16 protein-coding genes are annotated in these 14,471 nt (G+C 39.2%); 7 read left to right on the top strand and 9 right to left on the bottom strand.

Features of this window, described 5'->3' with window-relative positions; all coding sequences use genetic code 11:
• Window positions 1-25 precede the first annotated feature (25 nt).
• The gene (locus tag MTCD1_RS14510) at window positions 26-1,639 is read right to left on the bottom strand and encodes a sigma 54-interacting transcriptional regulator (protein WP_057181400.1); all 1,614 of its coding nucleotides are present in this window, start codon (window positions 1,637-1,639) and stop codon (window positions 26-28) included.
• Window positions 1,640-1,776: 137 nt separating this feature from the next.
• On the opposite strand from MTCD1_RS14510, the gene MTCD1_RS21260 reads away from it, so the two are divergent.
• Both MTCD1_RS21260 and megL read left to right on the top strand, forming a co-directional pair.
• Window positions 1,777-1,917, top strand: a complete 141-nt coding sequence (locus MTCD1_RS21260) for a hypothetical protein (RefSeq protein ID WP_157447807.1) — start codon at window positions 1,777-1,779, stop codon at window positions 1,915-1,917.
• A gap of 132 nt (window positions 1,918-2,049) precedes the next feature.
• Window positions 2,050-3,291, top strand: a complete 1,242-nt coding sequence (megL, locus tag MTCD1_RS14505) for a methionine gamma-lyase (RefSeq protein ID WP_057181401.1) — start codon at window positions 2,050-2,052, stop codon at window positions 3,289-3,291.
• A 200-nt stretch (window positions 3,292-3,491) separates the two neighbouring features.
• Here the strand turns inward: megL and MTCD1_RS14500 are convergent, their stop codons facing one another.
• The 3 genes from MTCD1_RS14500 to MTCD1_RS14490 form a co-directional block, all read right to left on the bottom strand.
• Entirely contained in the window at window positions 3,492-3,926 is a 435-nt protein-coding gene (locus MTCD1_RS14500) for an HIT domain-containing protein (protein ID WP_057181402.1), read from the bottom strand.
• A gap of 206 nt (window positions 3,927-4,132) precedes the next feature.
• Entirely contained in the window at window positions 4,133-5,065 is a 933-nt protein-coding gene (gene ylqF, locus MTCD1_RS14495; RefSeq protein ID WP_057181403.1) for a ribosome biogenesis GTPase YlqF, read from the bottom strand.
• Window positions 5,066-5,156: 91 nt separating this feature from the next.
• The gene (locus tag MTCD1_RS14490) at window positions 5,157-6,074 is read right to left on the bottom strand and encodes a helix-turn-helix domain-containing protein (protein ID WP_057181404.1); all 918 of its coding nucleotides are present in this window, start codon (window positions 6,072-6,074) and stop codon (window positions 5,157-5,159) included.
• A gap of 152 nt (window positions 6,075-6,226) precedes the next feature.
• On the opposite strand from MTCD1_RS14490, the gene exaC reads away from it, so the two are divergent.
• The 5 genes from exaC to MTCD1_RS14465 all read left to right on the top strand — a co-directional run bounded on the left by exaC (window position 6,227) and on the right by MTCD1_RS14465 (window position 10,646).
• Window positions 6,227-7,747: an acetaldehyde dehydrogenase ExaC gene (exaC, locus tag MTCD1_RS14485; protein ID WP_057181405.1), complete on the top strand. Its 1,521-nt coding sequence runs from the start codon at window positions 6,227-6,229 to the stop codon at window positions 7,745-7,747.
• A 196-nt stretch (window positions 7,748-7,943) separates the two neighbouring features.
• Window positions 7,944-8,753: a ribonuclease H family protein gene (locus MTCD1_RS14480; protein WP_057181406.1), complete on the top strand. Its 810-nt coding sequence runs from the start codon at window positions 7,944-7,946 to the stop codon at window positions 8,751-8,753.
• 74 nt (window positions 8,754-8,827) lie between these two features.
• Entirely contained in the window at window positions 8,828-10,096 is a 1,269-nt protein-coding gene (locus MTCD1_RS14475; RefSeq protein WP_057181407.1) for an MFS transporter, read from the top strand.
• Window positions 10,097-10,171: 75 nt separating this feature from the next.
• Window positions 10,172-10,408: a hypothetical protein gene (locus MTCD1_RS14470; RefSeq protein WP_057181408.1), complete on the top strand. Its 237-nt coding sequence runs from the start codon at window positions 10,172-10,174 to the stop codon at window positions 10,406-10,408.
• Window positions 10,409-10,454: 46 nt separating this feature from the next.
• On the top strand, window positions 10,455-10,646 hold the full coding sequence (locus MTCD1_RS14465; protein ID WP_057181409.1) for a hypothetical protein: 192 nt from the start codon (window positions 10,455-10,457) through the stop codon (window positions 10,644-10,646).
• A 21-nt stretch (window positions 10,647-10,667) separates the two neighbouring features.
• On the opposite strand, the gene MTCD1_RS14460 is transcribed toward MTCD1_RS14465, so the two are convergent.
• The 5 genes from MTCD1_RS14460 to MTCD1_RS14440 all read right to left on the bottom strand — a co-directional run bounded on the left by MTCD1_RS14460 (window position 10,668) and on the right by MTCD1_RS14440 (window position 14,289).
• A complete protein-coding gene (locus MTCD1_RS14460; protein ID WP_057181410.1) occupies window positions 10,668-11,012 on the bottom strand; it encodes a YajD family HNH nuclease in 345 nt (114 codons plus the stop codon).
• A gap of 102 nt (window positions 11,013-11,114) precedes the next feature.
• Window positions 11,115-11,525: an acyl-CoA thioesterase gene (locus MTCD1_RS14455; RefSeq protein WP_057181411.1), complete on the bottom strand. Its 411-nt coding sequence runs from the start codon at window positions 11,523-11,525 to the stop codon at window positions 11,115-11,117.
• Window positions 11,526-11,966: 441 nt separating this feature from the next.
• Window positions 11,967-12,491, bottom strand: coding sequence for a hypothetical protein (locus tag MTCD1_RS14450; protein ID WP_057181412.1), 525 nt, complete (start codon window positions 12,489-12,491; stop codon window positions 11,967-11,969).
• Between the two features lie 255 nt (window positions 12,492-12,746).
• Complete coding sequence (locus MTCD1_RS14445; protein ID WP_057181413.1) at window positions 12,747-13,403, bottom strand: hypothetical protein; 657 nt, start codon at window positions 13,401-13,403, stop codon at window positions 12,747-12,749.
• Window positions 13,404-13,518: 115 nt separating this feature from the next.
• Complete coding sequence (locus MTCD1_RS14440; protein ID WP_057181414.1) at window positions 13,519-14,289, bottom strand: hypothetical protein; 771 nt, start codon at window positions 14,287-14,289, stop codon at window positions 13,519-13,521.
• Window positions 14,290-14,471: the final 182 nt, after the last annotated feature.

Raw genomic sequence — 14,471 nt, 5'->3', positions numbered from 1 at the left:
ACGGTTTATCAAGCTCGCTCAGCGCTCATCGAATATCATGCTGCCTTAACTTCATCGCAATTTTATTGTGTGATACTTTTAAACGCTCTGCTAGTTTACGCGTCGTTGGAAATAAGGGGTAAAAATGCCCGAGTAATTTAGCTTCAAAATCTGCTTGTGCACTTGACCAATCTTTAACATCTTCCATAGCTAGCTTACCGCCTTGTTCCCTATTACCTGCATGACTATGACCTGCATGTTTTGTGAGTACAGGTAACAATTCCTCAACACAAATATCACCACCATTACTTAAGGCTACCACGCTAAATAAAACATTTTGCAATTGCCTGATATTACCTGGCCAAGCAAAGCTCTGTAATAAGGCCAGTGCCGAAGCGGTAAGTTTAGGTTTAGCACGCTTACTTGGTTGACTATGACTGACTTGTTTGGCGGCATTGTCAATAAATAAGTTGGCTAATAAGCTCATATCAGCAATGCGATCGCGCAGGGGGGGCAGCTCAATACTGAGTACATTTAACCGATAATAGAGATCTTCTCGAAAGGTTTTTTGGCTAATCAACTTGGCTAAATTTTGGTGAGTAGCACTGATAATACGAATATTGGCGATCAACTCCTTTGTCCCGCCCACACGGCGATAAGTCAGATCTTGTAAAAAACGTAATAGCTTAGCTTGTAAATAGGGTGACATTTCAGCAATTTCATCTAAAAATAAACAGCCGCCTTCCGCCAACTCAACTAAGCCTGGTTTACCGCCTTTTTGTGCGCCAGTAAAGGCACCACTTTCATAACCAAACAGTTCACTTTCTAATAAATGTTCCGGTAATGCCGAACAATTAATCGCTAAAAACGGCGCTTTAGCTCTTGAACTCGCCTGATGTAAAGCCCGAGCAATTAATTCCTTGCCAGTACCTGTTTCACCGCTGATTAATACCGGTAAATCTAAGGCAGCAAAGCGCTCTCCTTGGGCCTTAATTAAACGGATACTTTTTGATTGACCAATAATATTATCAAAACTGTGCTCTTGATGGCTTTGCATTAACGATATTTGTCGTCCTACGGTATTCATAGAGCGCAGCAGTAAGACCGAGCCGTTGACTTCTTTGCCTTTATTAGCTGTCGAGTTCGTGGCGGAATTCGATAACACTGGGCTTATATCAAGAATGTAGGCTTTTCCTTGAATGGTAATGGCCTGGCTCGTTGCGGTATTCGTCAGCATGGCGCTACTAATTTGCTCTATATAGGTGTTAATAGGTTTGCCTAAGTAATCCGTAGCCATAAAATCAGGCTTAACGCCCGTGGCTGGTGGCATAAGTTTATGGCTGGCCTTATTCATCGCTAAAATAAGCCCCTGACTATCAACATCAATGATAGGCTCTGGCATTTTGTCTAATAATGCTTGTAAGTGATTGGCTCGCTGCTCGCTAGGTAGCAAGTTAATTAACTCGACACTTATCACTCCCGCGACATGAGCTAAACAACGCTTAATTTGCGCCAAACTTAGTCCATCATACTCAAGATAAAGATAGGTAAAACAGCTGGTGATTTCTACCGCTTTTAAATTCCAAGCTTGTTGGGCGAACACCGCTAATATTTCTTGTGAAATACCAATTCTGTCGCTTGATTCAATAACAATACGCATAAAAAGACATGTTAATAAATAGATCGTACTATAAATATGACACAGTAATAAAAATAGTACAAATCATAATGACTGCAGTAATAAAGGCCTGAAGCAATAATTTACCAAAATTGTCGTTAAAAATAAGTTTATTTGTAATGATAATATTACAAATAAAACCTATTTACCCTTGCGATAAATTTATCTCATTGAAAAATAAAGACTTTATTTGTTGGCAGCATAGTTGCAAGGCTAATGGCAAGAGTAAACGAGTATTAGATGCCATTGAGCAAGACTAGGTTAGCGTTATAACGGTGAACCATTCACTCCGCTTACATCGCAAACCTGTATTGACCCTGCTCATCTTGAAAGAGAATAAAACCAGATAAAACAAAATAATAATAATTACACCTTATTTAGGAAGAGAAGCTATGACCAAGTTTAAGAGCAGCAATATAGAAACTAAAGCCATTCATGCGGGCAGAATAGATGACACACAATTTGGCTCACTTGCCACGCCGTTATATCAAACTTCAACCTTTATTTTTGATAATGCTAAGCAAGGTGGCGATCGATTTTCGGGTGAAAGCGAAGGTTATATCTACACCCGTTTAGGCAACCCTACCACCCGTCAATTAGAGCAACGTGTTGCTGCCATGGAATGCATGGAAGATGCTGCTGCAACCGCAACGGGTATGGCTGCAGTTTCTGCTGCCTTATTGACCAACTTGCAAGCTGGCGATCATATGATTTCATCAAAAGCGGTTTATGGTTGTTCTTTTGCATTAATGAGTCATATGCTAAAAAAATTCAACATTGAAGTAACTTTTGTCGATATGACCGAGCCGGAAAATATCAAAGCGGCCATTAAAGAAAATACCAAGTTGATCTTTCTTGAAACGCCCATTAACCCCAACTTAGTCGTATTAGATTTAGAAAAAATCTGCGCCATTGCCAAAGAGTATAAATTATTGTCAATCGTAGATAACACCTTCCTTACCCCAGTATTACAGCAGCCAGCAAAATTTGGCGCCGATATTGTTGTCCATAGCGCCACTAAATACCTTAATGGTCATGGCGATGTTGTTGCGGGTATAGTCTGTGCTAGTTTTGAGATGATTAACGAAATCAAAATGACCACGTTGAAAGATATAGGCGCAACAATCAGTCCTCATGATGCTTGGTTGATCATCCGAGGTCTGAAAACATTACCTATTCGCATGGATAGACATTGCAGCAATGCTCAAACCGTCGCTGAGTTTTTAGAACAACACCCAATGGTGAAAGAAGTTTATTACCCAGGTCTTAAAAGCCACTCAGGGTACAAGTTCATTGGTAAACAAATGAAAGCCGCTGGTGGTGTCATTGCTTTTGAATTAAATACCGACCTCACCGGTGGCACAACCTTTATTGATGCCATGGAGCTTTTCTCCATTGCGGTGAGTTTAGGTGATGCCGAGTCATTGATTCAACACCCAGCGTCCATGACCCACTCACCTTACACACCAGAAGAGCGAGCAGAGGCTGGTATTAGCGATAGCTTAATCAGAATTTCAGTTGGCTTAGAACATGTCGACGATCTTATTGCTGATTTATCGCAAGCCTTAGCACAGGTGACTCAAGGTAAAGCCGATAATGTTACCCCTATCACTAAAACATCCAATGCTGCCTAGCTGGCATTCATGACATCTGTGCTTTAAGTACATGGATGTTATCAGTGATTAACCTCTCGAGTTAATTCAGGGGGTAGTGTTTGGATTTCTGCTAATAAAAAACCTCAATAGGCGCTGAGCCTATTGAGGTTTTAATGAATACAAATAACATTTACTACTCAAAAGAATGACTTATCTAATAAAGTGACTTACCGGTAAAACTACTTCTCCGCAAAAATCACCGCTAACTGTGGTAATAACTTATCTTTTAATGCCGTTAATTCTTCATCGGAATAAGGCGTTAATGCTTGTTGCCCCCAAATCGGTTTTGGCCATTGAGCATCGTCTTTAAAGCGCACCACATGATGGACATGCAGTTGCTCAACCACATTACCGAGCGCTGCCACATTCATTTTATCGCCGCTAAATACTTGCATAAGTAACTCACTGAGCAAACTCGACTCATTGAGTAATTGTTGCTGCTGTTGCCAATCTAGTTGGTACACTTCACTGATATCAGCTACTTTTGGCACTAAAATAAACCAAGGGTAAGCACTATCATTACACAGTAGCAACTTAGACAAAGGAAAATCGGCCAACTCAATACCATCTTTTGCCAACTGTGGATGTAGGGTAAAAAGTATCTCTTCGCTCATATCAAAACCTTATGAATCAAAATATTATAAATAAAAATATTAACGTTTGTTTTTACGACCACGACCACGAGCCGTTTTTTTAGCTTCTGTGTGTGCGTGATACAATGCGTTTATCTTCTAATTGAGTGAACAATGAGAGCGGTATGCCCTGCAATCACTCTATCTAGATAGTACAAACATTAACACTAAGTCATCATATAAAAATTTTAACGTTTGTTTTTACGACCACGACCACGAGCCGTTTTTTTAGCTTCTCGCGCCGCAATGCGTTTCTCTTCTAATTCGGCAAAGTGCAGATTCTCTGCCACTACCATATCTGGTAACTCAAAAGAAATAGGCCCTAGGGTTTTATCACGAATTTCATTGATCAGAATGACCGACGCTTTATATAAATCCACCCGACCACCACTTTTAACACAACCGCGTATTCTGCCAATGGCTTCAATGAGGTCTTCTTCATGCTCAGGTAATTCGTCAAGCTTATAGCGATCCATTAGCCGTTGAGGATAATTCTTCAGTAAGTACTCTGCGGCAAAGTAGGCAATATCGTCATGTTCAAAGGCAGTATCTTTCACCGCACCCGATACCGCTAAACGATAGCCCGAGTTTTCATTGTAAATTTTAGGCCACAACATGCCAGGTGTATCAAAAAGGTATAAACCTTCTTCAAGACGAATACGCTGCTGGCCTTTAGTTACTGCTGGTTCATTACCCACTTTAGCTTTTGCTTTACCTACTAAGGTATTGAGTAATGTGGATTTACCAACATTGGGTATACCCATTATCATGGCGTTAATTTGTTTACCTTCTTGATTTTTATTCGGCACCATTTTTCGAATTAATTTGACCAGGTTTTTTGCTACACTCGGCTGTTCCGTGGTTAAAGCAATCGCTTTTACATTATGCTGAGATTCTAAATAATCTAACCAAATTTTGGTGATTGCCGGATCGGCTAAATCACTTTTATTAAGGATCTTTATCAGTGGTTTATCACCTCGGATCTCAGTGATCATAGGGTTTTCACTACTAAAGGGTAAACGCGCATCACACACTTCAATTACCACATCTATTTGCGGTAATATCTCTTTTATTTCTTTTTGTGCTTTATGCATGTGGCCTGGAAACCAGTTAATCGCCATGAAAATCCTAATCTAGCTAATAATAATGCGCTAATTTTAACAAGTTTTTAGCCCAGGTGGCTAGCCATACTGACAATTTAGTTCAAACAAGCTATAGCAAACCACTTAAATGCCGTTCTTTGTACTGTCGAGGACTGATACCGTAGAACTTTTTGAAACATCGGCTAAAGTGACTGGTATTACTAAAACCTAAAGCAAAACATGTTTGAGTTATCTGCTGACCTTTTTTCAACAGAGTAGCGGCTTTTTTTAAGCGACGTTGGCTTTGATAAACCATCGGACTGCAGCCTAGATGCAATTTAAACGCCTGAAAAAACTTCGTCCTACTCATGCAAGCAAGCCGCGCTAAATCATCAATATTGAGGTGTTCATGTAAGTGTAATTCAATATGGTTTACCGCGGCATTTAAGCCGTTGTTATCGGGCTCTTGCTGTGAAAATGCCAAAATAAATTCACGGGTTTGTTGATGTAATAACCGAATGGTTAACTCCGATACCGCTAAAGCAACCATGGCACTGCGCTCTGGGTGGTTTTCCGTATAGATGTGCACTATACGGTTTAATACGCTTTGTGTGGCACTATTATGATGGGTATGCACCAGTTTATTATCATAGTGCCAATGACCAAAGACTTTATTAAGCGGTTGCTGCTGGTTTAACATGGCCGAAACTTGCTGCACCCTATCACTTGATATTTCAATGGCTAAACACCTTGTCGGCTGAGCAAGTTGTGCTACGGGAAAATCAATTTCTACTGAACTGCCCGGCGCCATAATAAAGGATTCATGGGGCAAAAACTCACCATGAAAGTTATCTTGCACACTATGCATCACTTTTTTACCTGTCACCATGGCACAAAAAAGTAGTTGATCAGACACTAGTTTAACTTTCGTAGCCTGTTGATAAGTATCATAAATACTTAATTCCGATTCAGGCCCAGCAAAGCTGATTTTATTTTCAACCAGTACCTTAAGTGGGTTTCTGACACTATCTATAGCTTGTCTGATCATAAAAGTTTATCCGCTAATTTGAACTAGTAGGCAAGTTTTCTGAATTTACAGCACAGTTAAGCAATCGCTTATTGACTAAGGTAAATAAACTTAGTCAAAAACACAACCATAATAACCAGCTAAATAAGCGATTACACCTCAGAGGAAATATTATGATTTATGCAAAACCTGGTGCAGAAAATGCCATAATGAACTTCAAGTCACGCTACCAAAACTTTATTGGTGGCCAATGGGTTGAACCACAAAATGGTAAATACTTTGATAATATTAGTCCGGTAAATGGTCAAATTATTTGCCAAATCCCACAATCTGATCACCTTGATATTGAACTTGCGCTTGACGCGGCACATAAAGCAAAAGATGCCTGGGGCACAACATCGGTGACTGATCGCTCAAACACGCTATTAAAAATTGCTGACCGCCTCGAACACAACTTAGAATTACTCGCCGTGGCCGAAACCTGGGATAACGGTAAACCAATAAGAGAAACATTAGCGGCTGATATTCCATTAGCCGTTGATCACTTTCGCTACTTTGCCGGTTGTTTGCGGGCCCAAGAAGGCTCTGTCGGTGAAATTGATGAACATACCGTTTCCTACCATTTTCATGAACCATTAGGGGTTGTTGGGCAAATTATTCCGTGGAACTTCCCCATTCTCATGGCTGCTTGGAAACTTGCACCAGCCTTAGCGGCTGGTAACTGTATTGTGCTAAAACCGGCAGAACAGACGCCGGCTTCTATCTTGGTATTAATGGAACTGATTGAAGACTTATTACCACCTGGGGTACTCAATATTGTCAATGGTTATGGCGGTGAGGCGGGACAAGCCTTAGCAAGCAGTAAACGTATTGCTAAAATTGCCTTTACTGGCTCTACCCCGGTTGGCTCACATATTTTAAAGTGCGCGGCAGAAAACATTATTCCTTCCACGGTAGAGCTGGGTGGTAAGTCAGCCAATATATTCTTTAACGATATTTTAAATCATGAAGATGCCTATTTAAGTAAGTGTGTAGAAGGTGCTGTACTTGCTTATTTTAACCAAGGCGAAGTATGTAGTAGCCCTTCCCGCCTTTTAGTGCAAGAAGAGGTTTACCCTAAATTTATTGAAATGGTGATTGAACGTACTAAAGCCATTAAACGCGGTAATCCACTAGACACTGAAACCATGGTCGGCGCGCAAGCGTCAAAAGAGCAATTTGATAAAATTTTATCTTACATTGAAATTGGTAAACAAGAAGGTGCGCAATTATTAATGGGTGGTAATGTTGAACAGGTCTCAACTGACTTAGACCAGGGTTTTTATATTCAACCCACCTTATTGAAAGGCACAAATGATATGCGTATTTTCCAAGAAGAAATTTTTGGCCCGGTTATTTCGGTAACCACCTTTAAAGATGAAGCAGATGCCATTGAAATTGCCAACAGCTCTGAGTTTGGTTTAGGTGCAGGTGTCTGGACTCGAGATACCAACCTGGCTTATCGCATGGGTCGTAAAATCCAAGCCGGTCGTGTTTGGATCAACTGTTATCATCTATATCCTGCACATGCCGCCTTTGGTGGTTATAAAAAATCAGGTATTGGTCGTGAAACCCATAAAATGGCCTTAGAGCATTATCAACAAACCAAGAACTTATTGGTAAGTTATGATGTTAATTCACTCGGTTTCTTTTAACCGTTAAATTAGCAAGCCGCCACGTTAGTCAGTATAATTTTATACTCAATGAACATTATACTGACTTTTCTGCTGTTATTACTCGCTGTTAATTTATTACCACTTCCCTCTACTTTTAGTAGCAAAGAATTGATTTTTTGATGATAATGCTAACCATTAATTGTCTTTATCCTTTATAAAAATTAGCTAATCATTTATGAGTAAAAAATTCTACGTTATCTGGAAAGGTGCAAAAACCGGCATTTTCACTACTTGGCCTGAAGTACAGCAACATACTGCTGGTCGCTCAGATGCACAATATATGGGCTTTGAATCGAAAGGTGCCGCGGAGCAAGCATTTGCCGCAACTTATACCAAAGCGTTAATGCAGCGCTCCTTAAATAACAAGGGGACTGCCAGTACAGCACCTAACTCTAGCCGTAAAGCCAGTAGCAGCAAAGGTACTCGCGCTAAAACAGCGACTGTCAGCCCTAATGGTCCCAGCGATGTTGAAATTTATTGTGATGGTGCCTGCTCACCTAATCCAGGTAAATCAGGCACCGGCATTGCCGTTTATGAACAAGGTAAAGTAACCTCGTTATATTATGGCTTGTATGAAAAAAACGGCACCAATAATACTGCCGAGTTAAATGGCTTACTTTCTTCCTTTCAATTAGCACAGCACTTTATTGATAAAGATAAAGAGCAAAGCATTTGTATCCTCTCTGATTCAAAGTATTCAATTGACTGCATCACTAAGTGGGCAAAAGGCTGGCAAGCAAAAGGCTGGACTCGCGGTAAAGGCGAAGAAGTCAAAAATTTAGCGCTGGTACAACAATGTTATGCGCTCTATAAAACCATGCACACTAAAATCACTATTCGCCATGTTAAAGCCCATGCCAATATAGAGGGTAATGAATTAGCCGATAGAATGGCGGTATTAGCAAGAAAGCAACACCAAGAAACGATGATTCGTTATAGCGAAGTAATCGACATAAAAGCCCTGCTTGCCCTGCAATCTGGTTAGGCTGATTTACACTAAACTAATATCAACTTAAGCTGAACTCAAATTGAACGGACCTACATTAAACGGATAAGAACATGCCAACGAATATCCTTATTACTATCGCGTTTTTGTTGTTAACGGCCTTAATACTTTCTCGAATATTTACCCTACCGAGAAACATCTGGTTGTTATTTGTCTCTCAACCCTTAGTGATGTCAGCGTCGTCAATTATCGTTTTTATTGGTGGTATTTTATCGAGTAAAATGGCCAGCGATCCTTCGCTGGCGACACTGCCATTAACCTTAATGATTCTCGGTGTTGCCGCAGGCTCTATTCCTGCGGCTATGTTAGCTAAAAATAAAGGTCGAAAGTTTGCCGTATATACCGGTTTAAGCTGCTCTTTAATGGCGGCAATTATTGCCATGTTTGCTGCTATAACCGCCCTGTTTCAGCTGTTTTGTTTTGCTAGCTTATTAATTGGCGTTGGTGGTGCCTTCACTCAACAGCTACGTTTTGCCGCGATTGAAAGTAGTTTGCATGCTGACGATGTGCCTAAAATATTATCGATATTAATGCTCAGCGGCGTCTTCGCTGCCTTTTTAGGCCCTGAGGTGGCATTAGTTGGTAAAGATTTATTAAGCTCTCCATATGGTTATGCTGGCTCTTTTTTATTACTGGCCATCCTTATCCTTTGCGCAATGCTGATGATGATAGGCTTCAAAAACCCGCCAGTGAATGAAGATGAAATAGTGGGTGATGCCAGGCCGTTAAAGGTAATCACCAAGCAACCCATTTTTTTAATTGCCATTTGTACCGCGACTATCGGCTTTGCCCTGATGAGTTATTTAATGACTGCCACACCTATAAGCATGCATCATATGCAAGAACACAGCTTGCAAGAGACAAAATGGGTGATTCAAAGCCATATTGCCGCCATGTACCTACCGTCATTGTTTACCCCTTGGTTAATCAAACACCTGCAGTTAAAAGGCCTTATGTTTATCGGTATATTAATTTATGCCATAGTCGCCTTTATAGCATTGTCAGGCCAGGAGGTGATGCATTATTGGTGGGCACTAATTTTACTCGGCATTGGGTGGAATTTCTTATTTTTAACCGGTACCTCTTTATTGCCACAAAGTTATCACGCCAGCGAACGTCATAAGGTACAAGCAACCAATGACTTTATTTTATTTGGTTTTCAAGCGGCGGCTTCGCTATTAGCGGGCTGGGTCCTATTTAATGCTGGCTGGCATTGGGTGGTGATAACTAGCATTCCTTTTATCCTAGTACTTTTTGCGGTGCTAGCGTTTTATCATAAACATCAGCAAGCGCTATCGGCGCAAGAGCAAGTAAAGCATTAACTTGCTAAGATGAAAAAGATAACGGCTGACCAATACGTCAGCCATTAACAATAATAAATAAAGAAGGAAGTGATTATGAGTGGTACAACTATGGTGGTCGTTATTGTCTGTGTGGTCTGTGGTATTTTATATAAGATGTATAACAAACATCTTGAATTCAAAGCCAAAACCTTTGCTCACAATGACAATACTGACGACAAGAATGATGAGTTAAAAAAAGAAATACACGCGCTTAATGAACGAGTACAAGTTCTTGAAAAAATAGTAACCGACGAAGGCTACCAAGTGCAAAAGGATATCAATAACCTTTAACGCTGTGCATCACTCTTTGTTTCTCTTATTAAGGTGAATACTTGCGATGAAACTGATTATGAAAACTGAGTTTGATAACCTTAGACTCAACAGTAAACATGATTATGAAACTGACAGCAATGGCGATAAACAAGTAGTAAAAATTTATTGTGGTGACTTGTTGATTGCCAAAAAAATCAAACAGCATAAATCTATTCGTTTTTTTGGCATTTCAGGCTATGAACAGTACCTTAGCTAAAAGCCATGTTGAACGAGTGTGCTACTTCTTCAACATAGACTTTAAATCGGCGAAGGGATTATAGGTGGCAGTATCTTGATTGGTATCGCCCGCTTTAACTTCCCTTTGATACCTAGCTTGATCAGTATATTTATCATGTTCGTTATCATGGCAATAGATGCATAATAATTCCCAGTTGCTACCGTCATTAGGATTGTTGCTATGATCGTGGTCAACATGATGTACGGTTAATTCTTTTAAGTTAGAGAATTCAAAAGCGCGCGCACAACGACCGCATACCCAAGGAAACAATTTTAATGCTCGGTCACGATAACCTTTTTCTTGTTGTTTGTAGTTGGCACTGGTGCCAAAACGATCTGAGGACATAGGATTTCAGGACATAATAAAGTAAACAATAAGGCTAGTGTATTGCTAAGCACCTTACTTAGCAATACTGAGGGCTTAGCAATAGAGATGTGTCAGCTAATGCTACATATTAAGGGTATTAATTTCTATTTTTGTTTGCTGCTCTAATAGTTCCAGCGTTTTACCGTGAGGAATAGGTAAACGTGTTTTCGGATCAACTTGTACAAAAACAATATCATCAGCCAAACAAATGGTTTTTTTAGTGGCTTTATTACGCACCAAACAAGTGACAGTAATAGAAGTACGGCCGACCTTCTTAGTCTCTAAGCCAAACTCAACCACATCACCCTGCATAGCGGCAGACTCAAAACTAATTGCACCAATATGCTTGGTCACTAGACAATTAGTTTCTAATTGACAGATAGCATAAATAGCGGCCTCTTCATCAATCCATTCAAGGGCACGACCGCCAAATAAAGAGTTGGCGTAATTTAAATCATTGGGCATAACAAGACGACGGGAAAGGAAATGCATAATAAGCCTTAAGGTAGGTTTTACTGGTATGACCTATTATAGCACTTTTATTAGCATTTATTGAGTATTAACTCTAATGGCTATGCTGTTAACTTTTCCTAGACTAGCACTGGGCTATGTGTGGATCGTCACAAATAATGAGAAATGTGTCATGTGATGAGAAAATTTAACAATTAATTTACAATGATTTGTGACTGCGCATTATGTTTGAGTTTATCAATCCGCAAATGAAATTAACTTCTAATGATCACTTTTACCACCAAGTTGCCTTTAACAAAAGGGCTACTTCCTTTGAAATTTACTAATTTTTTAAAATTAGATGCTAAGGGCGGTAAGTACCACTTTGCGGGCATTAGCTATTACGGCTAATTGGACAGGTTAGATTAGATTTTGTATCGATAACGCCGCAAACAGATTGCGGAGTCACATTGCTTTGCCTTGTTACGTGCATTCATTTAACTTATCTACTATGTCTTCTACGATTAAACAAATGCTTAATAAATGAGGAGGAGACAGTCGTATTCGCCTATCTGCAATTAAACATTCCTCGAGTTTTAAAACTTTCAAAGCCTTTCTAACTCTATCAATGTCGACTGAGTCAACTAACCCACCATATCCATGAACAAGGGCATTTCTTAATATATATACCTGACTAAAACTGCCCCAATTTTTCATTGTACCAAAATCAATCTTATTTGAACGTGATAGGTAAAGACGTAATCTAGATAGGCCATTTCCTTTTATATCATCAATTTTGAAAGAAGAATTTTCTTCTTCTTTTTCAGCAACTTCATATAAGTAAGCTTCTATAAGTGAGCATAATCCAATGATTATTAAGTTGCTCCTATTACTTAAAGCTAATGAAAAATGAGTCCTATTTTCGCCATTGCTACCTGACTCATACTCTTGAGTAAGCTTCTTGACTTCTAATTTGTAGGATGAAATCTCATGGCTATAGATATTCATTAAACCTCACTAGCACGTAACGAGCTTGTAGAATAACTCGTTTATTATGAATTACCCCCTAAAATCGAGGTGGTAAATGCATTACCTATATCGAGTTAATCCTCTACAGTTCGATACAGGAGCACAAAATTTTAGTAGTTTTGGCTGAATTAGTTATTCTACAGCCTCAACGCCCAAATAATGGGCAAAGAATAGTTGGTTAAAATAAGCGACACAGGAGCAAAAACCAACTGTTATTTGTCCTGATTAATTTGCTTATATTTTTGTTGAGCGATCTATTTCAGAAAACAATGAAGTAAAAAAATCTTGAAATACTTGTAAACAATACCAGCTAAAACCTTTATTTATAAGCAATTTTGAATCAGCTTTTAATTCGAAAAATTTAGAGTTATTGATGTAAGTGATTAGCTTTTTATTACCTTCTTTTACCAAGCCTTCATTGTGGACAAATGCATTCCTTATTTGTTGAATGAAAATTATTTCTTCCCAGTCACTTCCAGCTCCTGACGGAAATTTTATTAACGCAACTTTTTCTAAATATTTTTTAGATTTGTCTATAATCCCATGAGAAGATAAGTCTGAAAGCTTCACTGGGTTTTGTATCTCGTCTTGGAAAATCTTACACACTTGATTTAAACCGTTTTCAAGAATTGTATACATACTAATTAGTTCAGATTTCCTTTGAATGGACGGAAGTGTTTCTAATAGCTCCCAATGTTCTTCATGCATAAAATCCACATAAGCTTTTGCATCTAGCTCGTCCATTTGATTAATATCTGACTGCAGTTGCCCCTCAAAATCAGTTCTCTCAATTTCAAGTAATGAGTCAACTTTTTTAACATGTGCTTTGTAACTATCCAATTCCATTATTAAAGCACTATAAGCAAACTTAAACTTCCAGTTTTTCTGCATCAGCGACAAATCTCCCTATAAAAAATATAACGCCTCATTAAGAGGCAAATAATATGTTGGCTAAAATAAGCGACGCAGGAGCAAAGCCAACTGTTATTTGTCCTGCTTTAATGACTTATATTTTATTATGCGGGACTGCCATATGAAGTTGCATATGCCGCATATTCATAACGTTAAGTTTACCTGTTTTGTATTTATCCTTAAGGTAACCCAATACATCGTTTGGGTTTTTTCGGTTAACCTCCCCATCAACTAGAAATGCAGAACCCTCTTTTTCTTCATGAATGGGATCGCGAACGCCATCAGGTATAAGCTTTACTAATGATGATTTTTTCAATTGTTCATAACGAGGAGAGAAATTATTGAGACAGAGTGTAGTTTCGCCTTCGCAACCAGTTACCATGACAGCATCTATAGAGTCGCTGTATTTAAAAAACTGACTATCACCAAAGTAATAGCATATTCCAGAAAAACCTTTATCTGAGCTAAAGTCTACGACGGTTTTACTGCCGTAAAGACCAGTAATAATTTGCTCCAATGTTGCATCATAAGCGAGACCTGTACAATGAACCCAAACGACCCTAAAAGTTGAATCGTCTGTTACGTGCTCTTTGATTTGTTTTCGACCGTCTCTAACTATGTTTTGAAGGACACTTTTAGTCGCAAGTGATTCAGACACCTCAAATAATTCACCTTTAGCAAAAGCTGCTTCTCTTGCTAAGTCTAGAGAAGGGTTTGCTTTTTTCTCTTTAACTTCGATCAAGTATTCATTTTCATTATCGTGAACGAGGAAGTCAGGAGTTTTTCTATCTGACTCGGGTATTTTCTCAACTTGAAAGCCAAAGTGCTCTTCGAGAACACGTTTTACTAGCACTTCTGTTTCCATAGATACCTATTGAAATATAACGCCCTGTTAACAGGCAAAATGCAGTTGGCTAAAATGAGGAACGAAGTGACAAAAAGCCAACTGTATTTTGTCCTTGTTTAACAGCTTGTTGAACGAAGCCGCTATGCGGCAGAAAAAGCAAACCTCGTCTCTACTTAAACTATCCGTCAACAAAGGCGGTG

It is taken from the genome of Colwellia marinimaniae, from assembly GCF_002207865.1.
In the GTDB taxonomy this organism is placed as follows: domain Bacteria; phylum Pseudomonadota; class Gammaproteobacteria; order Enterobacterales; family Alteromonadaceae; genus Colwellia; species Colwellia marinimaniae.
Note: the sequence above shows the minus strand (reverse complement) of the source record. Positions and strands in the feature narration are given on the sequence as shown.

Coding starts and splice junctions, on each gene's coding strand:
- MTCD1_RS14445 (WP_057181413.1), bottom strand. CDS start 13,403: ATGCAGAAAAACTGGAAGTTTAAGTTTGCTTATAGTGCTTTAATAATG.
- MTCD1_RS14510 (WP_057181400.1), bottom strand. CDS start 1,639: ATGCGTATTGTTATTGAATCAAGCGACAGAATTGGTATTTCACAAGAA.
- MTCD1_RS14480 (WP_057181406.1), top strand. CDS start 7,944: ATGAGTAAAAAATTCTACGTTATCTGGAAAGGTGCAAAAACCGGCATT.
- MTCD1_RS14470 (WP_057181408.1), top strand. CDS start 10,172: ATGAGTGGTACAACTATGGTGGTCGTTATTGTCTGTGTGGTCTGTGGT.
- MTCD1_RS14465 (WP_057181409.1), top strand. CDS start 10,455: ATGAAACTGATTATGAAAACTGAGTTTGATAACCTTAGACTCAACAGT.
- MTCD1_RS14460 (WP_057181410.1), bottom strand. CDS start 11,012: ATGTCCTCAGATCGTTTTGGCACCAGTGCCAACTACAAACAACAAGAA.
- MTCD1_RS14450 (WP_057181412.1), bottom strand. CDS start 12,491: ATGAATATCTATAGCCATGAGATTTCATCCTACAAATTAGAAGTCAAG.
- MTCD1_RS21260 (WP_157447807.1), top strand. CDS start 1,777: ATGATAATATTACAAATAAAACCTATTTACCCTTGCGATAAATTTATC.
- MTCD1_RS14475 (WP_057181407.1), top strand. CDS start 8,828: ATGCCAACGAATATCCTTATTACTATCGCGTTTTTGTTGTTAACGGCC.
- megL (WP_057181401.1), top strand. CDS start 2,050: ATGACCAAGTTTAAGAGCAGCAATATAGAAACTAAAGCCATTCATGCG.
- MTCD1_RS14440 (WP_057181414.1), bottom strand. CDS start 14,289: ATGGAAACAGAAGTGCTAGTAAAACGTGTTCTCGAAGAGCACTTTGGC.
- ylqF (WP_057181403.1), bottom strand. CDS start 5,065: ATGGCGATTAACTGGTTTCCAGGCCACATGCATAAAGCACAAAAAGAA.
- MTCD1_RS14500 (WP_057181402.1), bottom strand. CDS start 3,926: ATGAGCGAAGAGATACTTTTTACCCTACATCCACAGTTGGCAAAAGAT.
- exaC (WP_057181405.1), top strand. CDS start 6,227: ATGATTTATGCAAAACCTGGTGCAGAAAATGCCATAATGAACTTCAAG.
- MTCD1_RS14490 (WP_057181404.1), bottom strand. CDS start 6,074: ATGATCAGACAAGCTATAGATAGTGTCAGAAACCCACTTAAGGTACTG.
- MTCD1_RS14455 (WP_057181411.1), bottom strand. CDS start 11,525: ATGCATTTCCTTTCCCGTCGTCTTGTTATGCCCAATGATTTAAATTAC.